The following is a 16,452-nucleotide window of genomic DNA, read 5'->3' as shown; positions in this document are numbered from 1 at the left end:
GCAATTCCTCCCGGGTGGCGCGGTCGGGCCGTTAGTGCCACCATGGCTGCATGACGAATGCAAACCACCACGCCAACCACCCGACCGATCCCGTGGCCACGCCGCGCGGCATCGACCACATCGTGGCCGGTGTTTCGACCAGCGATGGCGACGGCGTCAAGCTCACCCGCGTGCTGCAGCAGCCGCTGCAGAAAAGGCTCGATCCGTACCTGATGCTCGACGCCTTCGGCAGCGACAACCCGGGCGACTACATCGGCGGCTTTCCCAATCATCCGCACCGCGGCTTCGAAACCGTGACCTACATGATCGCGGGCCGCATGCGGCACCGCGACAGCGCCGGCCACGAGGGGCTGCTGCAGAACGGCGGCGTGCAATGGATGACGGCCGGCCGCGGGCTCGTCCACAGCGAACTGCCCGAGCAGGAAGACGGCCTGATGGAAGGCTTCCAGCTCTGGCTCAACCTGCCCGCCAAGGACAAGATGCGCGAGCCCTGGTATCGCGACATCCAGAGCGAGGAAATTCCGGAATACACCACCGCAGCGGGCGTGCACGTGCGCGTGATTGCGGGCGCGAGCCATGGCATCGAGGGCGCGGTGCGGCGCGAGAACACCGAGCCGCTGTACCTCGACATCACCCTGCCGCCCGGCGCCGAATTCGCCCAGCCGCTGCCCGACGACCACAACGCGCTGGTGTATGCGTATCGCGAATCGGTGTGGATCGCGGGCAGCGAGGTGCCGACGCGCCGCATGGCCATTCTTGCGAACGATCCCGGCAGCGACGGCGTGGTGCTGCGCGCCGGGGCCACCAACCACAGCCCGGCGCGCGCACTGCTGATTGCCGGCAAGCCGCTGCACGAGCCGATCGCGCAGTACGGCCCCTTCGTGATGAACACCCAGGAGCAGCTGAAAGAGGCCGTGCAGGACTTCCAGAGCGGCAAGTTCGGCGGTTGATGTAGTCGCCGGCCTACCGAAAATCGGCATTGCCCGCAGGTCACGGGCGCACGCATGGGGCATAGATTGGCCGCCATGCCCCACCGCTCGATCAAAGCCCCGGAGGTCCGCAAGGGACAGGCGCCCGAAACACTGAAGCGCGACCAGTTTCACGATCGCTTCATGCAGCCGTTCCAGGACCCCGCCTTCCAGGCCGAGAAGGCTGCGCTGCAGCGCATCGAACTCATCGCGTGGGAGGCCTACGAACAGGGCCGCAAGTCGCCTGTCACGCGCAAGGCCGGTCCCGGCCATGCCGACCCCGACTACGAACTTTCCGCCGACTGGCTCGAAGCCAGGGCGCGCATCGATGCGGCGCAGGCCGCCTGGGGCCAGGCACAGACCAAGTCGCGCGTGCTGCTGATCAACGGCTCGCCGCGCAACGACGGCACCTGCCCGGGCGAGATCTCCAAGACCTGGCGGCTGCTGCAGCTCGCGCGCGAGGTGCTCGATGGCATCGACGTCGACGTGCTCGACCTGAGCCTGCTCGCCTCCGACTACGGGCGCCACATCCATCCCTGCAAGGGCTGCGTGTCCACCGCCATGCCGCTGTGCCATTGGCCCTGCAGCTGCTATCCCAACCACGCAATGCGCCAGACCGGCGACTGGATGAACGAGATCTACGAGCGCTGGGTGGCTGCGCATGGCGTGATCCTGTTCACGCCCACGCACTGGTACCAGTCCGCCAGTCCGCTCAAGCTCATGGCCGACCGGCTGGTGTGCGCCGACGGCGGCAACCCCGACCCGACCAGCACCCACGGCAAGAAGCCCGACGAAGCCAAGGCTCTCGAGCTTCAGGGCTGGGGCTATCCCAAGCACCTCGCGGGCCGGGTCTACGGCCTGGTGGTGCACGGCGACGTGGCCGGCGCCGAGAGCGTGCGGCGCAACCTGTCGGACTGGCTCGACTGGATGGGCCTGGTCGACGCGGGCGCGCAGGCCCGCCTCGACCGCTACATCGGCTACTACGAGCCCTACGCCACCAGCCATGACAGCCTCGATGCCGACGAAGGCGTGCAGGAGGAAGTGCGCAACGTGGCCCGTGCCGTGGCACTGGCCGTGGGCGAGCTGCGCGCGGGCAGGCTGCAGGCGCCCGACCGCGGACTGAAGCCGCCAAGGCCCAAATAAGCGCGTTCATGATTCTTTACGCACGCTCACTTCCGGCTCACCTGGGCGATACAGAGGTCTTCCACACTTCGTCTCACCTGCTGCCCATTGGCGGCGGGCTTCTTCGAAAGGAAGCACTTTTCATGATCTCTCTTCGCCAACGCATCGTCTGGGCCAGCCTTCTGGGCTCGGCCGCCCTCGCCTCTTCGGGCGCCTTTGCACAACAGGTCCCGGCGGCATCCGGCACTTCGTCTTCCACGCCCACCGCCGCCGTTGCGCAGGCCGAGGGCAGCGCAGCACCCAAGGCGCAGCACAAGCGCATGGACCCGGCCCAGCGCATGGAGCGCATGCAGGAGCACCGCGCCAAGCGGCTTGCCGCGCTGAAGGAAAAGCTCAAGCTGAACGCCGGACAGGAAAGCGCGTGGACCAGCTTCGCAGCGGCCAGCCAGCCGGCGGCCCGCACGCAGCGCATGGACCGTGCGGAATTTGCCAAGCTCACCACGCCCGAGCGCCTGGAGCGCATGCAGGCCCGCGAGGCCGAGCGCAGCGCCAGGTTCGCCAAGCGCGCCGAAGCCACCAAGGCTTTCTATGCCGCGCTGACGCCCGAGCAGCAGAAGACCTTCGACGCGGAAACGGTGCATGCCGGCATGCACGGCCATCGCGGCCACCATGGTCACGGCGGCCATGACGGCCAGCATTCCGCAGCGCCTGCCAAGAGCTGACCTGCAGACAGTGCGCCCGCGCCGGCGCACAAAATGAAAAGCCCGCGATGCTCGAGCACCGCGGGCTTTTTTCGTACATGGTTCGCAAGTGGGCGCCTATTGGGGCGTGCCGGTCTTTTCGGTCGGGTTGGTGGGCACCTCCGGCCGCTCGCCCGGCTGGCCGAACTGGGGCTTGGGCTTGCGGGCCAGCTGGCTCACCTCGGCGCGCGACATCTCGCCGGTGGGTTGCGGCATGGCGTTCGGCTGGCCGTTCACGGTGGTGCTGGCCTCGCCCTTGGGCACCAGGTTGTTGGTGTTGTTGCGGTTGTGGGCGCGCGCCTCGGCCTTCACGGCCTCGCGCGACACCGGCATGCTGGCGTCGGGGCGCTGCGGCGGGTTGGGCACGCCGGCGGGTGTCTGCGTGCTGGCCTGGCCGCCCACGGCCGGGTCCGGCTGGGCGGGTATCGAAGTGGCTTGCGCCATGGCGGCACCGGCCGCGGCCATCAGGCCGGCCAGCGCCGTGGCGTGAAGGATTGCGTGCTTCATGGTGCGTTCCTTTGAAAATGATGATGATGAAGAAGACCGCTGGCTTGTTTTCCTGCGGCCTGAAAACCACCGTAGGAGGCTCCCCGTGCGGCCCGTGTCGGGGTGCGGCAGGCCTGCCTGTAGGAACCGGCCGTCGCCTCGCGAAAGGCGGCGAAGAAGGTGGCGCGTTCCTACAGGCGCGCCGGGCGCGGCAACGTACAACCACAACACCGATGTCTTCCTCACCGATTCCACTTGCCGCCGCGGCGCCGACTTCGATCAAGGTCATGACGGTGAACACCCACAAGGGCTTCACCGCGCTCAACCGCAAGTTCATCCTGCCGGAGCTGCGCGACGCGGTGCGCACGGTGGGAGCCGACGTGGTGTTCCTTCAGGAAGTGCTCGGCACCCATTCGCGCCACTCGCGCAAGGTCAACAACTGGCCCGAGGCGCCGCACTACGAGTTCCTCGCCGACACCATGTGGCCGCAGTTCGCCTACGGGCGCAACGCCGTGTACCCGAGGGGCCATCACGGCAACGCGGTGCTGTCCAAGTTTCCGATCGTGCATTTCCGCAACCACGACGTGTCGGTGGCCGGGCCCGAAAAGCGCGGCCTGCTCCATTGCGTGCTGCGCCTGCCGGGCCGCACGGTCGACGTCCACGCGATCTGCGCGCATCTCGGTCTGGCCGAGGCGCACCGGCAGCAGCAGCTTGAACTGCTGCTGCACATCGTGCGCGACGAGGTGCCGGCCGATGCGCCGCTGATCGTGGCGGGCGACTTCAACGACTGGCGCGGCCGTGCCCACCAGGTGCTGGAAGAAGGTGCTGCGCTGCGCGAGGTCTTCGTGCATGCGAACGGCGCGGCCGCCAAGACCTTTCCGGCGCGCTTTCCGCTGCTGTCGCTCGACCGCATCTATGTTCGCAACGCGGGCGTGCACGCGCCCGTGGTGCTGCCGCGCAAGCCCTGGTCGCACCTGTCGGACCATGCGCCGCTGGTGGCGAACATCGATCTTTGAGCGGACTCCCCATGACCTGCGGTGAACGCCATGGATAACGTCGGCCAGTGGGTGGGCGGCAACCGCATCGCGCTGCTCGAGAACGGCGAGGAGTTCTTCGCGCGCGTGTTCGATGCCATTCGCCAGGCGCAGCGCGAAGTCATCATCGAGACCTTCATCCTGTTCGAGGACAAGGTGGGCCTTGCGCTGCATGCCGCCATGCGCTCGGCAGCCCAGCGCGGCGTGAAGATCGACCTGATGGTCGACGGCTTCGGCTCGCCGGATCTCTCGCGCGAATTCATCGCGGAACTGAGCGCCGTGGGCGTGCGGGTGCGGGTGTTCGATCCGGGGCAACCCTTCCTTGGCACGCGGCTCAACGTGTTTCGGCGGATGCACCGCAAGATCGTGGTGGTCGATGGAGAACTCGCGTTCGTGGGCGGCATCAACTATTCGGCCGACCACCTGCTGGACTTCGGGCCCAAGGCCAAGCAGGACTACGCGGTGGAGCTGCACGGACCCGTCGTGGCGCAGATCCACCAGTTCGTGCTGCGCGCCATCGCGCTCGGCGACAAGGGGCCGCGCTGGTTTCGCCGCCGGCTCAAGCAGGCGCCGCCCGTCGACCGGGAGCCTGTCGGCGATGTGGAGGCCGTGCTCATCACGCGCGACAACCGACGCCACACCAGCGACATCGAACGCGAATACCTGGCCGCGATCCGCGCCGCGCGCAAGCGCATCGTGATTGCCAACGCGTATTTCTTTCCCGGCTACAGGCTCATCAAGGAACTGCGCCGTGCCGCCCGGCGCGGCGTGGATGTGCGGCTCATCCTGCAAGGCGAGCCCGACATGCCGATCGTCAAGACGGCCGCCACCATGCTCTACCACCACCTGCTGCATGCGGGCGTGCGCATCTACGAATACTGCGACCGCCCGCTGCATGCCAAGGTCGCGCTGATGGACGACGAGTGGAGCACGGTCGGCTCGAGCAATCTCGATCCGCTGAGCCTGTCGCTCAACCTGGAAGCCAACGTGTTCGCGCGCGGCGGGGCCTTCAACCAGCTGCTGTGGGAACGCATGGACAAGCTCATGCGCGAGAGCTGCCAGCAGATCGGCGAGGCCGATCTGGAGAGCGGATGGAGCGGCTGGCGGCTGGTGCGCAGCTTCTTCATCTTCCACTTCCTGCGCTGGTATCCGTCGTGGCTGGGCTGGCTGCCGCGGCAGGTGCCGCGCCTCACCCTGGCCGAGGCCTCCGAGCTTGCCGAGAAGCGCGAAAAGCGCGAGGGCACCGGCGACAACGGGGCCACGCCGACGGAAGCGGCATGAGCATCTCCACTGCGAAGCTCGCGCACCGGCCCTGGTGGCCCTGGCTGCGGCGCATCGCAGTCTGGGCCTTCTTCGGCCTGATTGCCTGGCTGCTCGTGAGCCAGGCGCGCTCCATCGACTGGCAGGAGGTGTTCGACGCCATGCGCGCGCTGCCCGCGGCCACGCTGTGGCTGGCCGGCGCGCTGGCCGCCGGCAGCTTTGCCACCTACAGCACCTACGACCTGCTGGGCCGCCATCTCACGCGCCATCCGCTCGGCACCCGCACCGTCATGGGCGTGACCTTCATCAGCTATGCCTTCAACCTCAACCTCGGTTCGCTGGTGGGCGGCGTGGCGTTCCGCTACCGGCTCTATTCGCGCCTGGGCCTTCCCAACGGCACCATCACGCGCGTGCTCGGCTTCAGCATGCTGACCAACTGGCTCGGCTACCTGGTGGTGGCGGGGGTGGCCTTCTGCTTCTGGCCGCTGGTGCTGCCGGCCGAATGGAAGGTCGGCAACGGCGGGCTGCGCATCCTGGGCGCGGTGCTGCTGCTGCTGGCCGCGGCCTACTTCGTGCTGTGCGCCGTGGCCAGCGGGCACGTGTTCCGGCTGCGCCACTATCCGTTCAAGGTGCCGTCCCTTCGGATGGCCTTGCTCCAGCTGGCCATGTCGTGCCTGAACTGGGCGCTGATCGGCAGCGTGATCTGGGTCCTGCTGCAGGGCGAGGTGGCCTATCACGCGGTGCTCGCGGTGCTGCTGGTGGCCGCGGTGGCGGGCGTGGTCACGCACGTGCCGGCGGGACTGGGCGTGCTGGAGGCGGTGTTCCTTGCGCTGCTCTCGCACGAGGTGGCGCAAGGCCGTTTGCTGGGCGTGCTGCTGGTCTATCGCGGGCTCTACTACCTGTTGCCGCTGGGCGTGGCCACGATGGCGTACTTCGTCACAGAACTGCGTGCGCGGCGCTGGCGGCACGCCATGCCGTCGAAACGCTAGAAGTGATAGGTGTAGCGCAGCCGCACAAAGTTTTCGCCTGGGTTGGGCTTCTTGATGCCGGCATTCGAAAAATGCTGCAGCCGCAATGTCAGTTCGTGCTTGCCGTTTTCGCCGAAGCTGCGTCCCACGCCGAGCACCTCGGTGAACTGGAACGCGGTGCTGAAGGTGCGGTCGGGCGTCCTGTAGAGGTGGTCCATCACCGTGCCGCCGACGCCGCCTTCGGCAAACCACGGCGAACTGCCGCTGTCGAAGCGGTAGCGCCAGGTGTAGATCGCGCCGATCTGCGTGTAGTTGCGCGAACCGCCGCCCAGGCCTGGCGCGTGCCAATGGCTCGCGAACAGATCCCAGTACGAAGTGAGCGCCCCTTCGTGCACCGGCTGGCGCGGCGACCACGGCAGCGTCACGCCCACCGTGGCCGATTCGGTGCCGCCCTTGTCGCCATGCGGTGCATGGCCGCCCTCGAAATAAAAGCCGCGTGCGCTGTCTTCGAACGCATGAGCCTGCGCGCCCAGCAGGCTCAGGACGCCTGCGAACACGGCGGCCCCGAGGGACGCGGACCTGTGTGCTTTCATGATGTGGTTGTTGTCTGCAAATGATGAAAGAAAAGAAATAATTACTTTCCGCTGCGGTCCGTGCCTTGGGCCGAGGCTATTGCCATGTCGAAAAGTAGGACTTGTTCAACAAAATTGCAGAACCGGTTTTGTTGCAGTGCAGCAATTGCCGTGGCTCGCGCCTATAGTGGTGCTCATCCGTCCTCATAGATCGCGCCATGCCGTCCCTCACCTCTGTCGCCCGCCTGTCCAACCCGCTGATGCTGTGGGTCGACGTGGCCCTCAAGACCCAGGAGATGCTGCTGTCCTCCGGGTCCGTGATCCAGATGCGCACCGAGCGCATGGCCAAGGCGGGGCTCGCGCCCAGCGCGGCCGATCTCGCGGAGTTTCAGCTCATGGGCGATGAAAAAATTGCCGCTGCGGGCGAATCCGGGGCCGCCATGGTCAGGCAATGGCACAGCAGCCATGTCTCGCTGGCGAACCGCGCGCTGCAGCATTGGCTCCTGAGCGCCGGGGCCTTTCTGTCGATGGCCGGCAGCGTCACCCCCGCGCAGGCCGCGGAGCGCAGCGATGCCTTCGTCCAGGCCACGGCCCGGGCGGCGGGCACGGCCAGCCGGCTTTCGGGCGCGGCGGTGCGCATTGCACGCGAAGGACTGAAGCCGATCCACGCCGCAGCCACCTCGAACGCCCGGCGGCTGGCCGAGCTGCGCGACTGACCGGGCGGGCGCGTCAGCCGCGCGCCATCACCAGGGTCAGCAGCGTGATCTCGGACGGCGCACCAAAACGCTTCGGCGGCCCCCAGTAGCCTGTGCCGCGGCTCACGTAGACCCACATGTCGTGCAGCCGGTGCAGGCCGGCGGTGAAGGGCTGCTGCATCGGCACGAACAGGTTCCACGGAAAGAACTGGCCGCCGTGCGTGTGGCCCGACAGCTGCAGCTGGTAGCCGGCCTGGGCCGCCAGCGTCGCGCTGCGCGGCTGGTGTGCAAGCAGCACCCGCGTGTGCACCAGCGGCGGCGCATCGAACAGCGCCAGGTGCGGATCGCTGGCGTGCGCGGCATCGAAGTGGCCGGCGGTGTAGTCGGTCACGCCCGCCAGCACCAGCTGGCTCTCGAACAGCTCTTCGTCGTTCTGGGCGCCGCGCACGTTGCGCGTCTGCAGCACCACGTGCTCGTTGAGCAGCACCTTCAGGCCCAGCCTGCGCAGCTCGTCGATCCAGGCGTGCGCGCCGGCGTAGTACTCGTGATTGCCGGTGACGACGAAGGTGCCGTGCCGCGCGCGCAGGCCGGCCAGCGGCGCGATGTGCTCGCGGAGCTCGGCCACGCTGCCGTCCACCAGGTCGCCGGTGATCGCGATGGCATCGGCGCCGAGCCGGTTCACCGCATCGACGATGCGCTGGATGTAGGCGCTGCGGATCGTGGGACCGACGTGGATGTCGCTGAGCTGCGCGATCGTGAAGCCCTCGAGCGCCGCCGGCAGGCCGCTGATCGGAACCTCCACGCGCTTCACGTCCGCCGTGCGGCGGGCATTGAGGAATCCCACCATCGACACCAGCGTGGCCAGCAGCAGCACCGCCATCGCGCTCCATGGCAGCACGGCATGCCAGGGCACCGGTGCGCCGAACAGCACGCTCGCCAGCCAGGCGAGCAGCAGGCCCGCATCGCGCAGCAGCGTCGCCACGAACAGCGAGGAGAACCAGCCCATGCTGATGAGCCCCGTCCACTGGAGCAGTTCGCCCACCGAGGCGCCGTGCTCCCTGCCGCGCGAGACAAAAGGCAGCGGGATCGTGAGGGCCGAGATGGCGAGCGCGGCCAGGGCGAGCGGCCAGGCCGGCGTGAGCATGGCCAGCGCGGGCAGCAGCCGCAGCGCGATGTAGGCATGCAGGAGCGCGGTGAGCACGCTCAGGGAACGTATCGGCATGAGGGCAATGGGAATGGGCGTTGCCCGGGACCCGGCATCTGCAAGGCGCATGCCGCGCATTCAAGGCGGCCTCCGGCCAGCGAGCCGCTATTTTTTCTATAGCGCCGGGCAGCCAGATAGCTCGCGCTGCGAGTGAAGTGGACGGTCAAGCTCCAGTTCCGGCGCTCCGCCTCCGGAACGGGGCTTGCCGATCACTGCACCGCGCGCGTGCCGGCAGAAGCCATATCGGTGCCCGCCGGCCACAGGAATGCCACCCGAGCGGGCGTGCCTGGCCTGAGTTGCAGCGTTTGCTTGAGCGTATTTCCACGCAAGCGAGCCTCCACTTCATAAGTGCCGGGGTCGAGCCGCGCCACCATGAACGGACCGGCCGATTCCACGTTGTCGAGCAGCACCGTGCCATGGCTGTCGCGCACGGTCACGCGCACGTCGGATGCGAACTCGGCGCCCTTGTGGTCCTTGATCGCGAATTCGAAGGTGGCGGGCCAGCGCGGCGCCACCGTCTCCATCAGCCTGGCCTCGTCGCTGCCGATGCCGCCACTCATGTATTCGATGCCGTGCGTCATGCGGATCGGCGGGTTGAACGCCGCATGCGCCGAAGAGGAAAGCGCCGCGAGAAGAACGGCGCCGCACAGCATGGCGGCCGCCAGGGGCCGCGTCTGCGATGAAATCCGGGAGGTCATGGTCTGGTCCTTTCTTGCTTGCCTGCTTGTGTGCGTGGCCGGAGGAAGGCCACGGCGCCACTGTGCGGCGCACGGCTTAGGCAAGGCTTAACGGAAAGGACCGGGCCCGGCCGGAGCCGGGACAGAAGAAAGAAGGAAGGAAGCTCAGCGCGCCGCGGAGGTCTGTGCGAGCGCCTGCGGCATCGGCGGCATCACCGAGGCCATGTCGAAGTTCGACGGCCACATGAACACCGTCCGGGCCGGCACGCCCGCAATCACCGTCAGCGTCTGCGTCATCGTGAGGCCGCCGAGCGTCACGTTCACGTCGTAGGCGCCCGGATCCAGCCGCGCGAGCATGTAGGGCCCCTGCGACTGCGCTTCCATCACGGGGCGGCCCGTGTATTTCTCGCGCACCTGGACCGCCGCACGCGCCGGGAAGCTGCCGCGCTGCGCGCTGTCGTTGATGCCGAACTCGATGGTGGCCGCCCAGCGCGGCGAAACCATCTGCATGAAGGCCGCCTCGGCCTTGTTCGTGCCGCCGCACATGTATTCGACACCCTGCGCCATCTGGATGGGCGGGTTCGAGAACGCATGGGCCGATGTCATCGCCCCGAAGAATGCTGCTGTGCCGCCCAGTACCAGTGCAGCCATCGGCTGCCGCAGACGCATAAGGTTCATTGCTTCGATGTCCTCGATCATGGGGTGACGTGAAATCCGTCGAGGATTTTGCTTAGCAAGAGTCGGGCTAGATATAGCGTTTACGAGGAAGGATCCTCGGGGAAGTACTGAACGCTATTGTTTTAATAGCTGATGACGGACGTGTGACGGGCGTCGGCACCGTTTCGAAGGCTCTTCCCTATGAAAACCCTGAGAAGCCGCGCTGTGGGCCCGATTCGACGCGATGCACGTCATTGGCGCCTACAGAGGTGCACGGTACCGCTGGTTATGAAGAAAGTTCGTAAGCAGAAAGGAGCTTCAAATGACCATTGGATCCAGGATCGAAGCAATCAAGCAGAAGGACGCACGGCGCCCGGGCTTTCCGGGCGAGCACCTTGCCGTGCTCGGCACGGGTCTCCTGCTGCTGCTGACGGCGGGGCGCAGCCACTCCCTGGGGCGCCGCCTGCTGGCGGGCGCCGCCGGCGGTGCGCTGGTCGGCCGCGCGGCCAGCGGAACCGGCGGACTGGCACGCGTCGCGCAAATGATGCACGGTGGCCGGGGCGAGCGGAGCGGAGGCAGAAGCCGCGTTCGCGTTCACCGGTCTATTTGAGCCGGCGCCCGCTTGGCTGGCGAAAGAGGCGGCCAAGCGGGAAATGGAATGAGCGCCGAGGCGCTCGATGCCCACGTCAAGTGGATCGACACCGTGGCCCGGCCGCCGCTGACCGATCGGCCGATCAGACGTCGATATTCGCCGCCCGCAGCGCGTTCTGCTCGATGAATTCGCGGCGCGGCTCAACCTCGTCGCCCATCAGCATCGTGAACACGCGGTCGGCTTCGATGGCGTCGTCGATCTGCACGCGCAGCAGGCGGCGCACGGTCGGGTCCATGGTGGTTTCCCACAGCTGCGCAGGGTTCATTTCACCCAGGCCCTTGTAGCGCTGGCGCGAGGTGGCGTTCTCGGCCTGGCCGATGAGCCACTTCATCGCGATGCGGAAGTCGGCCACCTTTTCTTCCTTGGCGCGCTCGCCTTCGCCGCGGCGGACGGTGGCGCCTTCGCTGCTCAGGAGGTTGCGGAAGGTGTTGGCGGCTTCGGCGAGCGCGGCGTAGTCGGCGCCGTGCACGAAGTCCTGCGTGAGCACGCTGCTCTTGACGTTGCCGTGGTGGCGGCGGCTGATGCGCAAAAGCGGCTTGTCGGTGCGGGCGTCGAACTCGCTGCTCACCTCGGCCGGCACGCCGGTGGTGTTGAGCTCGCGCAGCTTGGCCTGCAGTGCCACGGCCGAGGCTTCGGCTGCGGGCGTGGTGTCGAGGTCGAGCGCCACGCCGTCGGCAATGGCGCGCAGGGCTTCGGCGTCCATGAAGTTGCGCAGCCGCGCAATCACGGCTTCGGCCAGTTGGTGCTTGCGCGCGAGCTCGGCCAGCGTGTCGCCGGAGAGGGTGGTCGAGTTGGGGCCGCCGGTCTCGATGCTCGCGTCCTTCAGCGCCACCTTGAGCAGGAAGGCGTCCAGCGCGGGGCCGTCCTTCAGGTACTGCTCTTCCTTGCCGACCTTCACCTTGTACAGCGGCGGCTGCGCGATGTAGATGTGGCCGCGCTCGACCAGTTCCGGCATCTGCCGGTAGAAGAAGGTGAGCAGCAGCGTGCGGATGTGGGCGCCGTCGACGTCGGCGTCGGTCATGATGATGATGCGGTGGTAGCGCAGCTTGGCGACGTTGAAGTCGTCCGCCCCGCCGCCCGCGCTGGTGGCGCCGGCGCGGCCGATGCCGGTGCCCAGCGCCGTGATCATGGTGAGGATTTCGTTGCTGGTGAGCAGCTTCTCGTAGCGCGCCTTTTCCACGTTCAGGATCTTGCCGCGCAGCGGCAGGATGGCCTGGAACTTCCGGTCGCGGCCCTGCTTGGCGGAACCGCCGGCGGAGTCGCCCTCCACCAGGTAGACCTCGCACAGCGCGGGGTCCTTCTCCTGGCAGTCGGCCAGCTTGCCGGGCAGGCCCATGCCGTCGAGCACGCCCTTGCGGCGCGTCATTTCGCGGGCCTTGCGCGCGGCTTCGCGGGCGCGGGCGGCCTCGACGATCTTGCCGCAGATGATCTTGGCGTCGTTCGGGCGTTCCTGCAGGTAGTCGGTCAGGAGGCGGCCGACGATGTCTTCCACCGGCGCGCGCACTTCGCTGGACACCAGCTTGTCCTTGGTCTGGCTCGAGAACTTGGGTTCGGGCACCTTCACGCTCAGCACGCAGCACAGGCCTTCGCGCATGTCGTCGCCGGTGACTTCGACCTTGGCCTTCTTGGCGAACTCGTTTTCTTCGATGTACTTGTTGATGACGCGGGTCATCGCGGCGCGCAGGCCCGTGAGGTGGGTGCCGCCGTCACGCTGCGGGATGTTGTTGGTGAAGCACAGCACCTGCTCGTTGTAGCCGCTGTTCCACTGCATCGCCACCTCGACGCCGATGTGCGTGCCCGGAATGCCGCCGTAGGTGTCGGCCGGCTTCTCGCCCATCGCGTAGAACACGTTGGGGTGCAGGACGGTCTTGCCCTTGTTGATGAAATCGACAAAGCCCTTGACGCCGCCGGCGCCCGAGAAGTCGTCTTCCTTGCCGCTGCGCTCGTCCTTCAGGCGGATGCGCACGCCGTTGTTCAAAAAGCTCAGTTCGCGCAGGCGCTTGGAGAGGATTTCGTAGTGGAAATCGGCGTTCTCCTTGAAGATCTCGGTGTCAGGCAGGAAGTGGACTTCGGTGCCGCGCTTGTCGGTTTCCCCGATGATCCGCATCGGCGACACCTCGACGCCGTTCACGGTCTCGATCAGGCGGTTCTGCACGAAGCCGCGGCTGAATTCGAGTTCGTGGATCTTGCCTTCGCGCCGCACCACCAGGCGCAGCATCACGCTCAGCGCGTTCACGCAGCTCACGCCCACGCCGTGCAGGCCGCCCGACACCTTGTAGCTGTTCTGATTGAACTTGCCGCCCGCGTGCAGCTCGGTGAGTGCGATTTCGGAAGCCGAGCGCTTGGGCTCGTGCTTGTCGTCCATCTTCACGCCGGTGGGAATGCCGCGGCCGTTGTCGGTGACGGAGATCGAGTTGTCGGTGTGGATGGTGACGACGATGTCGTCGCAGTGGCCGGCCAGTGCCTCGTCGATGGAGTTGTCGACCACCTCGAACACCAGGTGGTGCAGGCCCGTGCCGTCGGAGGTGTCGCCGATGTACATGCCGGGGCGCTTGCGCACCGCCTCGAGCCCTTCGAGGATCGTGATCGAGCCTTCGCCGTAGCTGGTGTCGGCGGGCGTGATCTCGATCGGTACCGCACTCTCGATCTCGGGCGTGTAGACCGGCTCGGTGTGGGGTACTTCGGGCTTGTTCTCTTCTGCACTCATTCGGATATTCCTCTATCTCTCACGGCGTTCACGGGATTTCTCGGGCTCTCGGAGCCGGTTTTTCCTGCCTCTTGAAAGCGCAAACCCGCGGAGGGCCGCGGGCTGTCTGCGCAAGGCGCTGTGTTTTCTGTCTTCTAGATTCGCATCGGCATCACGACGTACTTGAAGGATGCGTTCTCGGGGATGGTCAAAAGGGCCGAGCTGTTGGAGTCGGCCAGGTCCAGCTTGACCATGTCCTGGCCCATGTTGGACAGCGCGTCGATCAGGTAGGTCACGTTGAAACCGATCTCGATGGCGTCGCCGCCGTAGTCGATGTCGAGTTCGTCCTGCGCCTCTTCCTGCTCGGCGTTGTTCGACGCGATGCGCAGCGTGCCGGGCTCGATGTTCAGGCGCACGCCCTTGAACTTCTCGCTCGTCAGGATGGCGGTGCGCTGCAGGCTGGCCAGGAGCGGCGCGCGGCCGAGCGTGACGCTGTTCTTGTGGTTCTTGGGAATCACGCGGTTGTAGTCGGGGAACTTGCCCTCGACCAGCTTGGTGACGAACTCCATGCCGCCGAAGCTGAACTTGGCCTGGTTGTTCGCAAACTGCATCTCGATGGCGCCTTCGGCGTCCGACAGCAGGCGCTGCATCTCGAGCACGGTCTTGCGCGGAAGAATGACTTCCTGGCGCGGCACCTCGACGTCGAGCGTGGCCGACGAGAACGCCAGGCGGTGGCCGTCGGTGGCCACCAGGCTCAGCTGCTTGCCTTCGGCCACGAACAGGATGCCGTTCAGGTAGTAGCGGATGTCGTGCACGGCCATCGCGAAGGAAACCTGCGAGAGCAGGTCTTTCAACGTCTTTTGCGGCACGCTGAACACCGGGCCGAAGTTGGCGGCTTCCTGCACCAGCGGAAAGTCCTCGGCCGGCAGCGACTGCAGCGTGAAGCGGCTCTTGCCGCCCTTGAGCACCAGCTTGCTCGCGCTCGATTCGAGGCTCACGGTCTGGTCGGCCGGCATGGTGCGCAGGATGTCGATCAGCTTGCGCGCGCCGATGGTGGTGGTGAAGTTGCCTTCATCGCCGCCGAGCTCGGCCGTGGTGCGGATCTGGATCTCGAGGTCGCTGGTGGTCAGCTGCAGCTGGCCGCCGGTCTTGCGGATCAGCACGTTGGCCAGGATCGGCAGCGTATGGCGCCGTTCCACGATGCCAGCCACCGACTGCAGCGCGGCGAGGACCTTGTCTTGGGTTGCCTTCAAAACGATCATGTCTTCTTCCTCTTCTCTTATCTCTTTGAATCCGCCAGTGAGACGCCATTCTCCGCTGTTGCGAGGGGCATTCCTGATGACATCCGGGATCAGCCCTTGAGCGTCTGCTCGAGGACGTGCAGCTGCTGGTTGAGTTCGGTGAGCTGCTGGCGCTCGCCCGAGATCTTGCGCACCGCGTGCAGCACCGTCGTGTGGTCGCGCCCGCCGAACAGCTCGCCGATTTCGGGCAGGCTCTTCTGCGTGAGCTCCTTGGCCAGGTACATCGCGATCTGCCGCGGCCGCGCAATGCTGGCCGGGCGCTTCTTGCTGTACATGTCGGCGACCTTGATCTTGTAATAGTCGGCCACCGTCTTCTGGATATTTTCGACCGAGATCTGCCGATTCTGGATCGACAGCAGGTCGCGCAGCGCCTCGCGCGCCAGGGCGATCGAGATCTCCTTCTGGTTGAAGCGCGAGTAGGCCAGGATCTTGCGCAGCGCGCCTTCGAGCTCGCGCACGTTGGAGCGCACGTTCTTGGCCACGAAGAAGGCCACTTCCTCGGGCATCTCGGCCGACTCGGCGCGCGCCTTGTTGATCAGGATGGCCACGCGCATTTCGAGCTCGGGCGGCTCGATGGCCACCGTCAGGCCCGAGTCGAAGCGCGAGACCAGCCGCTCGTGGATGTCGGCCAGGCCCTTGGGATAGGTGTCGCTGGTCATCACGATGTGCGACTTCTTGGCCAGCAGGGCCTCGAACGCATTGAAGAATTCTTCCTGCGTGCGGTCCTTGTTGGCGAAGAACTGCACATCGTCGATCAAGAGCAGGTCGAGCGAGTGGTAGCGCTCCTTGAACTCGTCGAAAGTCTTGCGCTGGTAGGCCTTGACCACATCCGAGACGAACTGCTCGGCATGGATGTAGAGAACTTTGGAATCCGGGCGGTCGGCCAAGAGCCGGTTGCCCACCGCGTGCATCAGGTGGGTCTTGCCCAGGCCGACGCCGCCGTAGATGAACAGCGGGTTGTACAGGTGGCCCGGCATGCCGGCCACGTGCATGGCGGCGGCGCGCGCCATGCGGTTGGCCGTGCCCTCCACCAGGGTGTCGAAAGTGAGGCCCGAATTCAGCCGGTTCTTGAACCCCGCGTTGGCGGGCTCCTCGCCCGGGCCGGCCACGTCGCGCGGCACGTCGGTTTCGGCCAGCACGGCAACCGGGGCAGAGCGCACGGGCGCTTCTCGCGGAGCAAGCGCTAACTCAACCGCCACCGGCTGGCCGTACATCTTCTCGGCCATGGCGGCAATCTTGCCGGCGTACTGGGCCCGGATCCAGTCGAGCTTGAAGCGGTTGGCAACGAACACCGTCATGCGCGAAAGGTCGTCCGCGACCTGCGCTGTCAGGGGCTTGATCCAGGTGTTGAACTGCTGCTCGGACAGCTCCTGCGCGAGCTGGTCGACGCAGGCTTGCCAGAGGCTTTCGCCGATGCCGTCAGTGGACAT

General features: G+C 66.6%; 16 protein-coding genes. 8 read left to right on the top strand and 8 right to left on the bottom strand.

Features of this window, described 5'->3' with window-relative positions:
• Window positions 1-50: 50 nt before the first annotated feature.
• From RZE77_RS00080 to RZE77_RS00070, 3 genes are all read left to right on the top strand, one after another.
• On the top strand, window positions 51-950 hold the full coding sequence (locus RZE77_RS00080) for a pirin family protein (protein WP_319440146.1): 900 nt from the start codon (window positions 51-53) through the stop codon (window positions 948-950).
• Between the two features lie 75 nt (window positions 951-1,025).
• Complete coding sequence (locus RZE77_RS00075; RefSeq protein WP_319440145.1) at window positions 1,026-2,111, top strand: flavodoxin family protein; 1,086 nt, start codon at window positions 1,026-1,028, stop codon at window positions 2,109-2,111.
• Between the two features lie 122 nt (window positions 2,112-2,233).
• Entirely contained in the window at window positions 2,234-2,812 is a 579-nt protein-coding gene (locus tag RZE77_RS00070) for a Spy/CpxP family protein refolding chaperone (protein ID WP_319440144.1), read from the top strand.
• Window positions 2,813-2,908: 96 nt separating this feature from the next.
• Here the strand turns inward: RZE77_RS00070 and RZE77_RS00065 are convergent, their stop codons facing one another.
• Window positions 2,909-3,337 carry a serine/threonine protein kinase gene (locus RZE77_RS00065; protein WP_319428324.1) on the bottom strand — a complete coding sequence of 143 codons (429 nt, stop codon included), beginning with the start codon at window positions 3,335-3,337 and terminating at the stop codon, window positions 2,909-2,911.
• Window positions 3,338-3,549: 212 nt separating this feature from the next.
• On the opposite strand from RZE77_RS00065, the gene RZE77_RS00060 reads away from it, so the two are divergent.
• From RZE77_RS00060 to RZE77_RS00050, 3 genes are read left to right on the top strand one after another with little or no spacing between them, the layout of a single operon-like run.
• On the top strand, window positions 3,550-4,332 hold the full coding sequence (locus RZE77_RS00060; protein WP_319440143.1) for an endonuclease/exonuclease/phosphatase family protein: 783 nt from the start codon (window positions 3,550-3,552) through the stop codon (window positions 4,330-4,332).
• A gap of 30 nt (window positions 4,333-4,362) precedes the next feature.
• Complete coding sequence (gene clsB, locus RZE77_RS00055; protein WP_319440142.1) at window positions 4,363-5,631, top strand: cardiolipin synthase ClsB; 1,269 nt, start codon at window positions 4,363-4,365, stop codon at window positions 5,629-5,631.
• Window positions 5,628-6,599, top strand: a complete 972-nt coding sequence (locus RZE77_RS00050; RefSeq protein ID WP_319440141.1) for a lysylphosphatidylglycerol synthase domain-containing protein — start codon at window positions 5,628-5,630, stop codon at window positions 6,597-6,599. The genes clsB and RZE77_RS00050 overlap by 4 nt, the downstream gene beginning before the upstream one ends.
• Here the strand turns inward: RZE77_RS00050 and RZE77_RS00045 are convergent.
• Window positions 6,596-7,171, bottom strand: coding sequence for an acyloxyacyl hydrolase (locus RZE77_RS00045; RefSeq protein WP_319440140.1), 576 nt, complete (start codon window positions 7,169-7,171; stop codon window positions 6,596-6,598). The genes RZE77_RS00050 and RZE77_RS00045 overlap by 4 nt on opposite strands.
• Window positions 7,172-7,368: 197 nt before the next feature.
• Between RZE77_RS00045 and RZE77_RS00040 the strand changes: the two genes are divergently transcribed.
• On the top strand, window positions 7,369-7,866 hold the full coding sequence (locus tag RZE77_RS00040; RefSeq protein ID WP_319440139.1) for a polyhydroxyalkanoate granule-associated phasin: 498 nt from the start codon (window positions 7,369-7,371) through the stop codon (window positions 7,864-7,866).
• A gap of 13 nt (window positions 7,867-7,879) precedes the next feature.
• Here the strand turns inward: RZE77_RS00040 and RZE77_RS00035 are convergent, their stop codons facing one another.
• From RZE77_RS00035 to RZE77_RS00025, 3 genes are all read right to left on the bottom strand, one after another.
• On the bottom strand, window positions 7,880-9,127 hold the full coding sequence (locus tag RZE77_RS00035; RefSeq protein WP_319440138.1) for a metallophosphoesterase: 1,248 nt from the start codon (window positions 9,125-9,127) through the stop codon (window positions 7,880-7,882).
• Between the two features lie 131 nt (window positions 9,128-9,258).
• A complete protein-coding gene (locus tag RZE77_RS00030; RefSeq protein ID WP_319440137.1) occupies window positions 9,259-9,747 on the bottom strand; it encodes a hypothetical protein in 489 nt (162 codons plus the stop codon).
• 144 nt (window positions 9,748-9,891) lie between these two features.
• Entirely contained in the window at window positions 9,892-10,404 is a 513-nt protein-coding gene (locus RZE77_RS00025) for a hypothetical protein (RefSeq protein WP_319440136.1), read from the bottom strand.
• A gap of 301 nt (window positions 10,405-10,705) precedes the next feature.
• On the opposite strand from RZE77_RS00025, the gene RZE77_RS00020 reads away from it, so the two are divergent.
• Entirely contained in the window at window positions 10,706-10,993 is a 288-nt protein-coding gene (locus tag RZE77_RS00020) for a hypothetical protein (RefSeq protein ID WP_319440135.1), read from the top strand.
• A gap of 124 nt (window positions 10,994-11,117) precedes the next feature.
• Here the strand turns inward: RZE77_RS00020 and gyrB are convergent, their stop codons facing one another.
• The 3 genes from gyrB to dnaA form a co-directional block, all read right to left on the bottom strand.
• Window positions 11,118-13,742, bottom strand: coding sequence for a DNA topoisomerase (ATP-hydrolyzing) subunit B (gyrB, locus tag RZE77_RS00015; RefSeq protein WP_319440134.1), 2,625 nt, complete (start codon window positions 13,740-13,742; stop codon window positions 11,118-11,120).
• Window positions 13,743-13,876: 134 nt separating this feature from the next.
• Entirely contained in the window at window positions 13,877-14,983 is a 1,107-nt protein-coding gene (dnaN, locus tag RZE77_RS00010; RefSeq protein WP_124960362.1) for a DNA polymerase III subunit beta, read from the bottom strand.
• Between the two features lie 89 nt (window positions 14,984-15,072).
• On the bottom strand, window positions 15,073-16,452 hold the full coding sequence (gene dnaA, locus RZE77_RS00005; RefSeq protein ID WP_012745166.1) for a chromosomal replication initiator protein DnaA: 1,380 nt from the start codon (window positions 16,450-16,452) through the stop codon (window positions 15,073-15,075).

It is taken from the genome of Variovorax sp. SPNA7 (assembly GCF_033807855.1).
Classification (GTDB): Bacteria; Pseudomonadota; Gammaproteobacteria; order Burkholderiales; family Burkholderiaceae_C; genus Variovorax; species Variovorax beijingensis.
Note: the sequence above shows the minus strand (reverse complement) of the source record. Positions and strands in the feature narration are given on the sequence as shown.

Excerpts from the sequence above, each read along its gene's own strand:
- RZE77_RS00045 (WP_319440140.1), bottom strand. The coding sequence starts at position 7,171 with ATGAAAGCACACAGGTCCGCGTCCCTCGGGGCCGCCGTGTTCGCAGGC.
- dnaA (WP_012745166.1), bottom strand. The coding sequence starts at position 16,452 with ATGTCCACTGACGGCATCGGCGAAAGCCTCTGGCAAGCCTGCGTCGAC.
- RZE77_RS00020 (WP_319440135.1), top strand. The coding sequence starts at position 10,706 with ATGACCATTGGATCCAGGATCGAAGCAATCAAGCAGAAGGACGCACGG.
- gyrB (WP_319440134.1), bottom strand. The coding sequence starts at position 13,742 with ATGAGTGCAGAAGAGAACAAGCCCGAAGTACCCCACACCGAGCCGGTC.
- RZE77_RS00035 (WP_319440138.1), bottom strand. The coding sequence starts at position 9,127 with ATGCGCGGCATGCGCCTTGCAGATGCCGGGTCCCGGGCAACGCCCATT.
- RZE77_RS00075 (WP_319440145.1), top strand. The coding sequence starts at position 1,026 with ATGCCCCACCGCTCGATCAAAGCCCCGGAGGTCCGCAAGGGACAGGCG.
- RZE77_RS00030 (WP_319440137.1), bottom strand. The coding sequence starts at position 9,747 with ATGACCTCCCGGATTTCATCGCAGACGCGGCCCCTGGCGGCCGCCATG.
- RZE77_RS00050 (WP_319440141.1), top strand. The coding sequence starts at position 5,628 with ATGAGCATCTCCACTGCGAAGCTCGCGCACCGGCCCTGGTGGCCCTGG.
- RZE77_RS00040 (WP_319440139.1), top strand. The coding sequence starts at position 7,369 with ATGCCGTCCCTCACCTCTGTCGCCCGCCTGTCCAACCCGCTGATGCTG.
- RZE77_RS00070 (WP_319440144.1), top strand. The coding sequence starts at position 2,234 with ATGATCTCTCTTCGCCAACGCATCGTCTGGGCCAGCCTTCTGGGCTCG.
- clsB (WP_319440142.1), top strand. The coding sequence starts at position 4,363 with ATGGATAACGTCGGCCAGTGGGTGGGCGGCAACCGCATCGCGCTGCTC.
- RZE77_RS00060 (WP_319440143.1), top strand. The coding sequence starts at position 3,550 with ATGTCTTCCTCACCGATTCCACTTGCCGCCGCGGCGCCGACTTCGATC.
- RZE77_RS00065 (WP_319428324.1), bottom strand. The coding sequence starts at position 3,337 with ATGAAGCACGCAATCCTTCACGCCACGGCGCTGGCCGGCCTGATGGCC.
- dnaN (WP_124960362.1), bottom strand. The coding sequence starts at position 14,983 with ATGATCGTTTTGAAGGCAACCCAAGACAAGGTCCTCGCCGCGCTGCAG.
- RZE77_RS00080 (WP_319440146.1), top strand. The coding sequence starts at position 51 with ATGACGAATGCAAACCACCACGCCAACCACCCGACCGATCCCGTGGCC.
- RZE77_RS00025 (WP_319440136.1), bottom strand. The coding sequence starts at position 10,404 with ATGAACCTTATGCGTCTGCGGCAGCCGATGGCTGCACTGGTACTGGGC.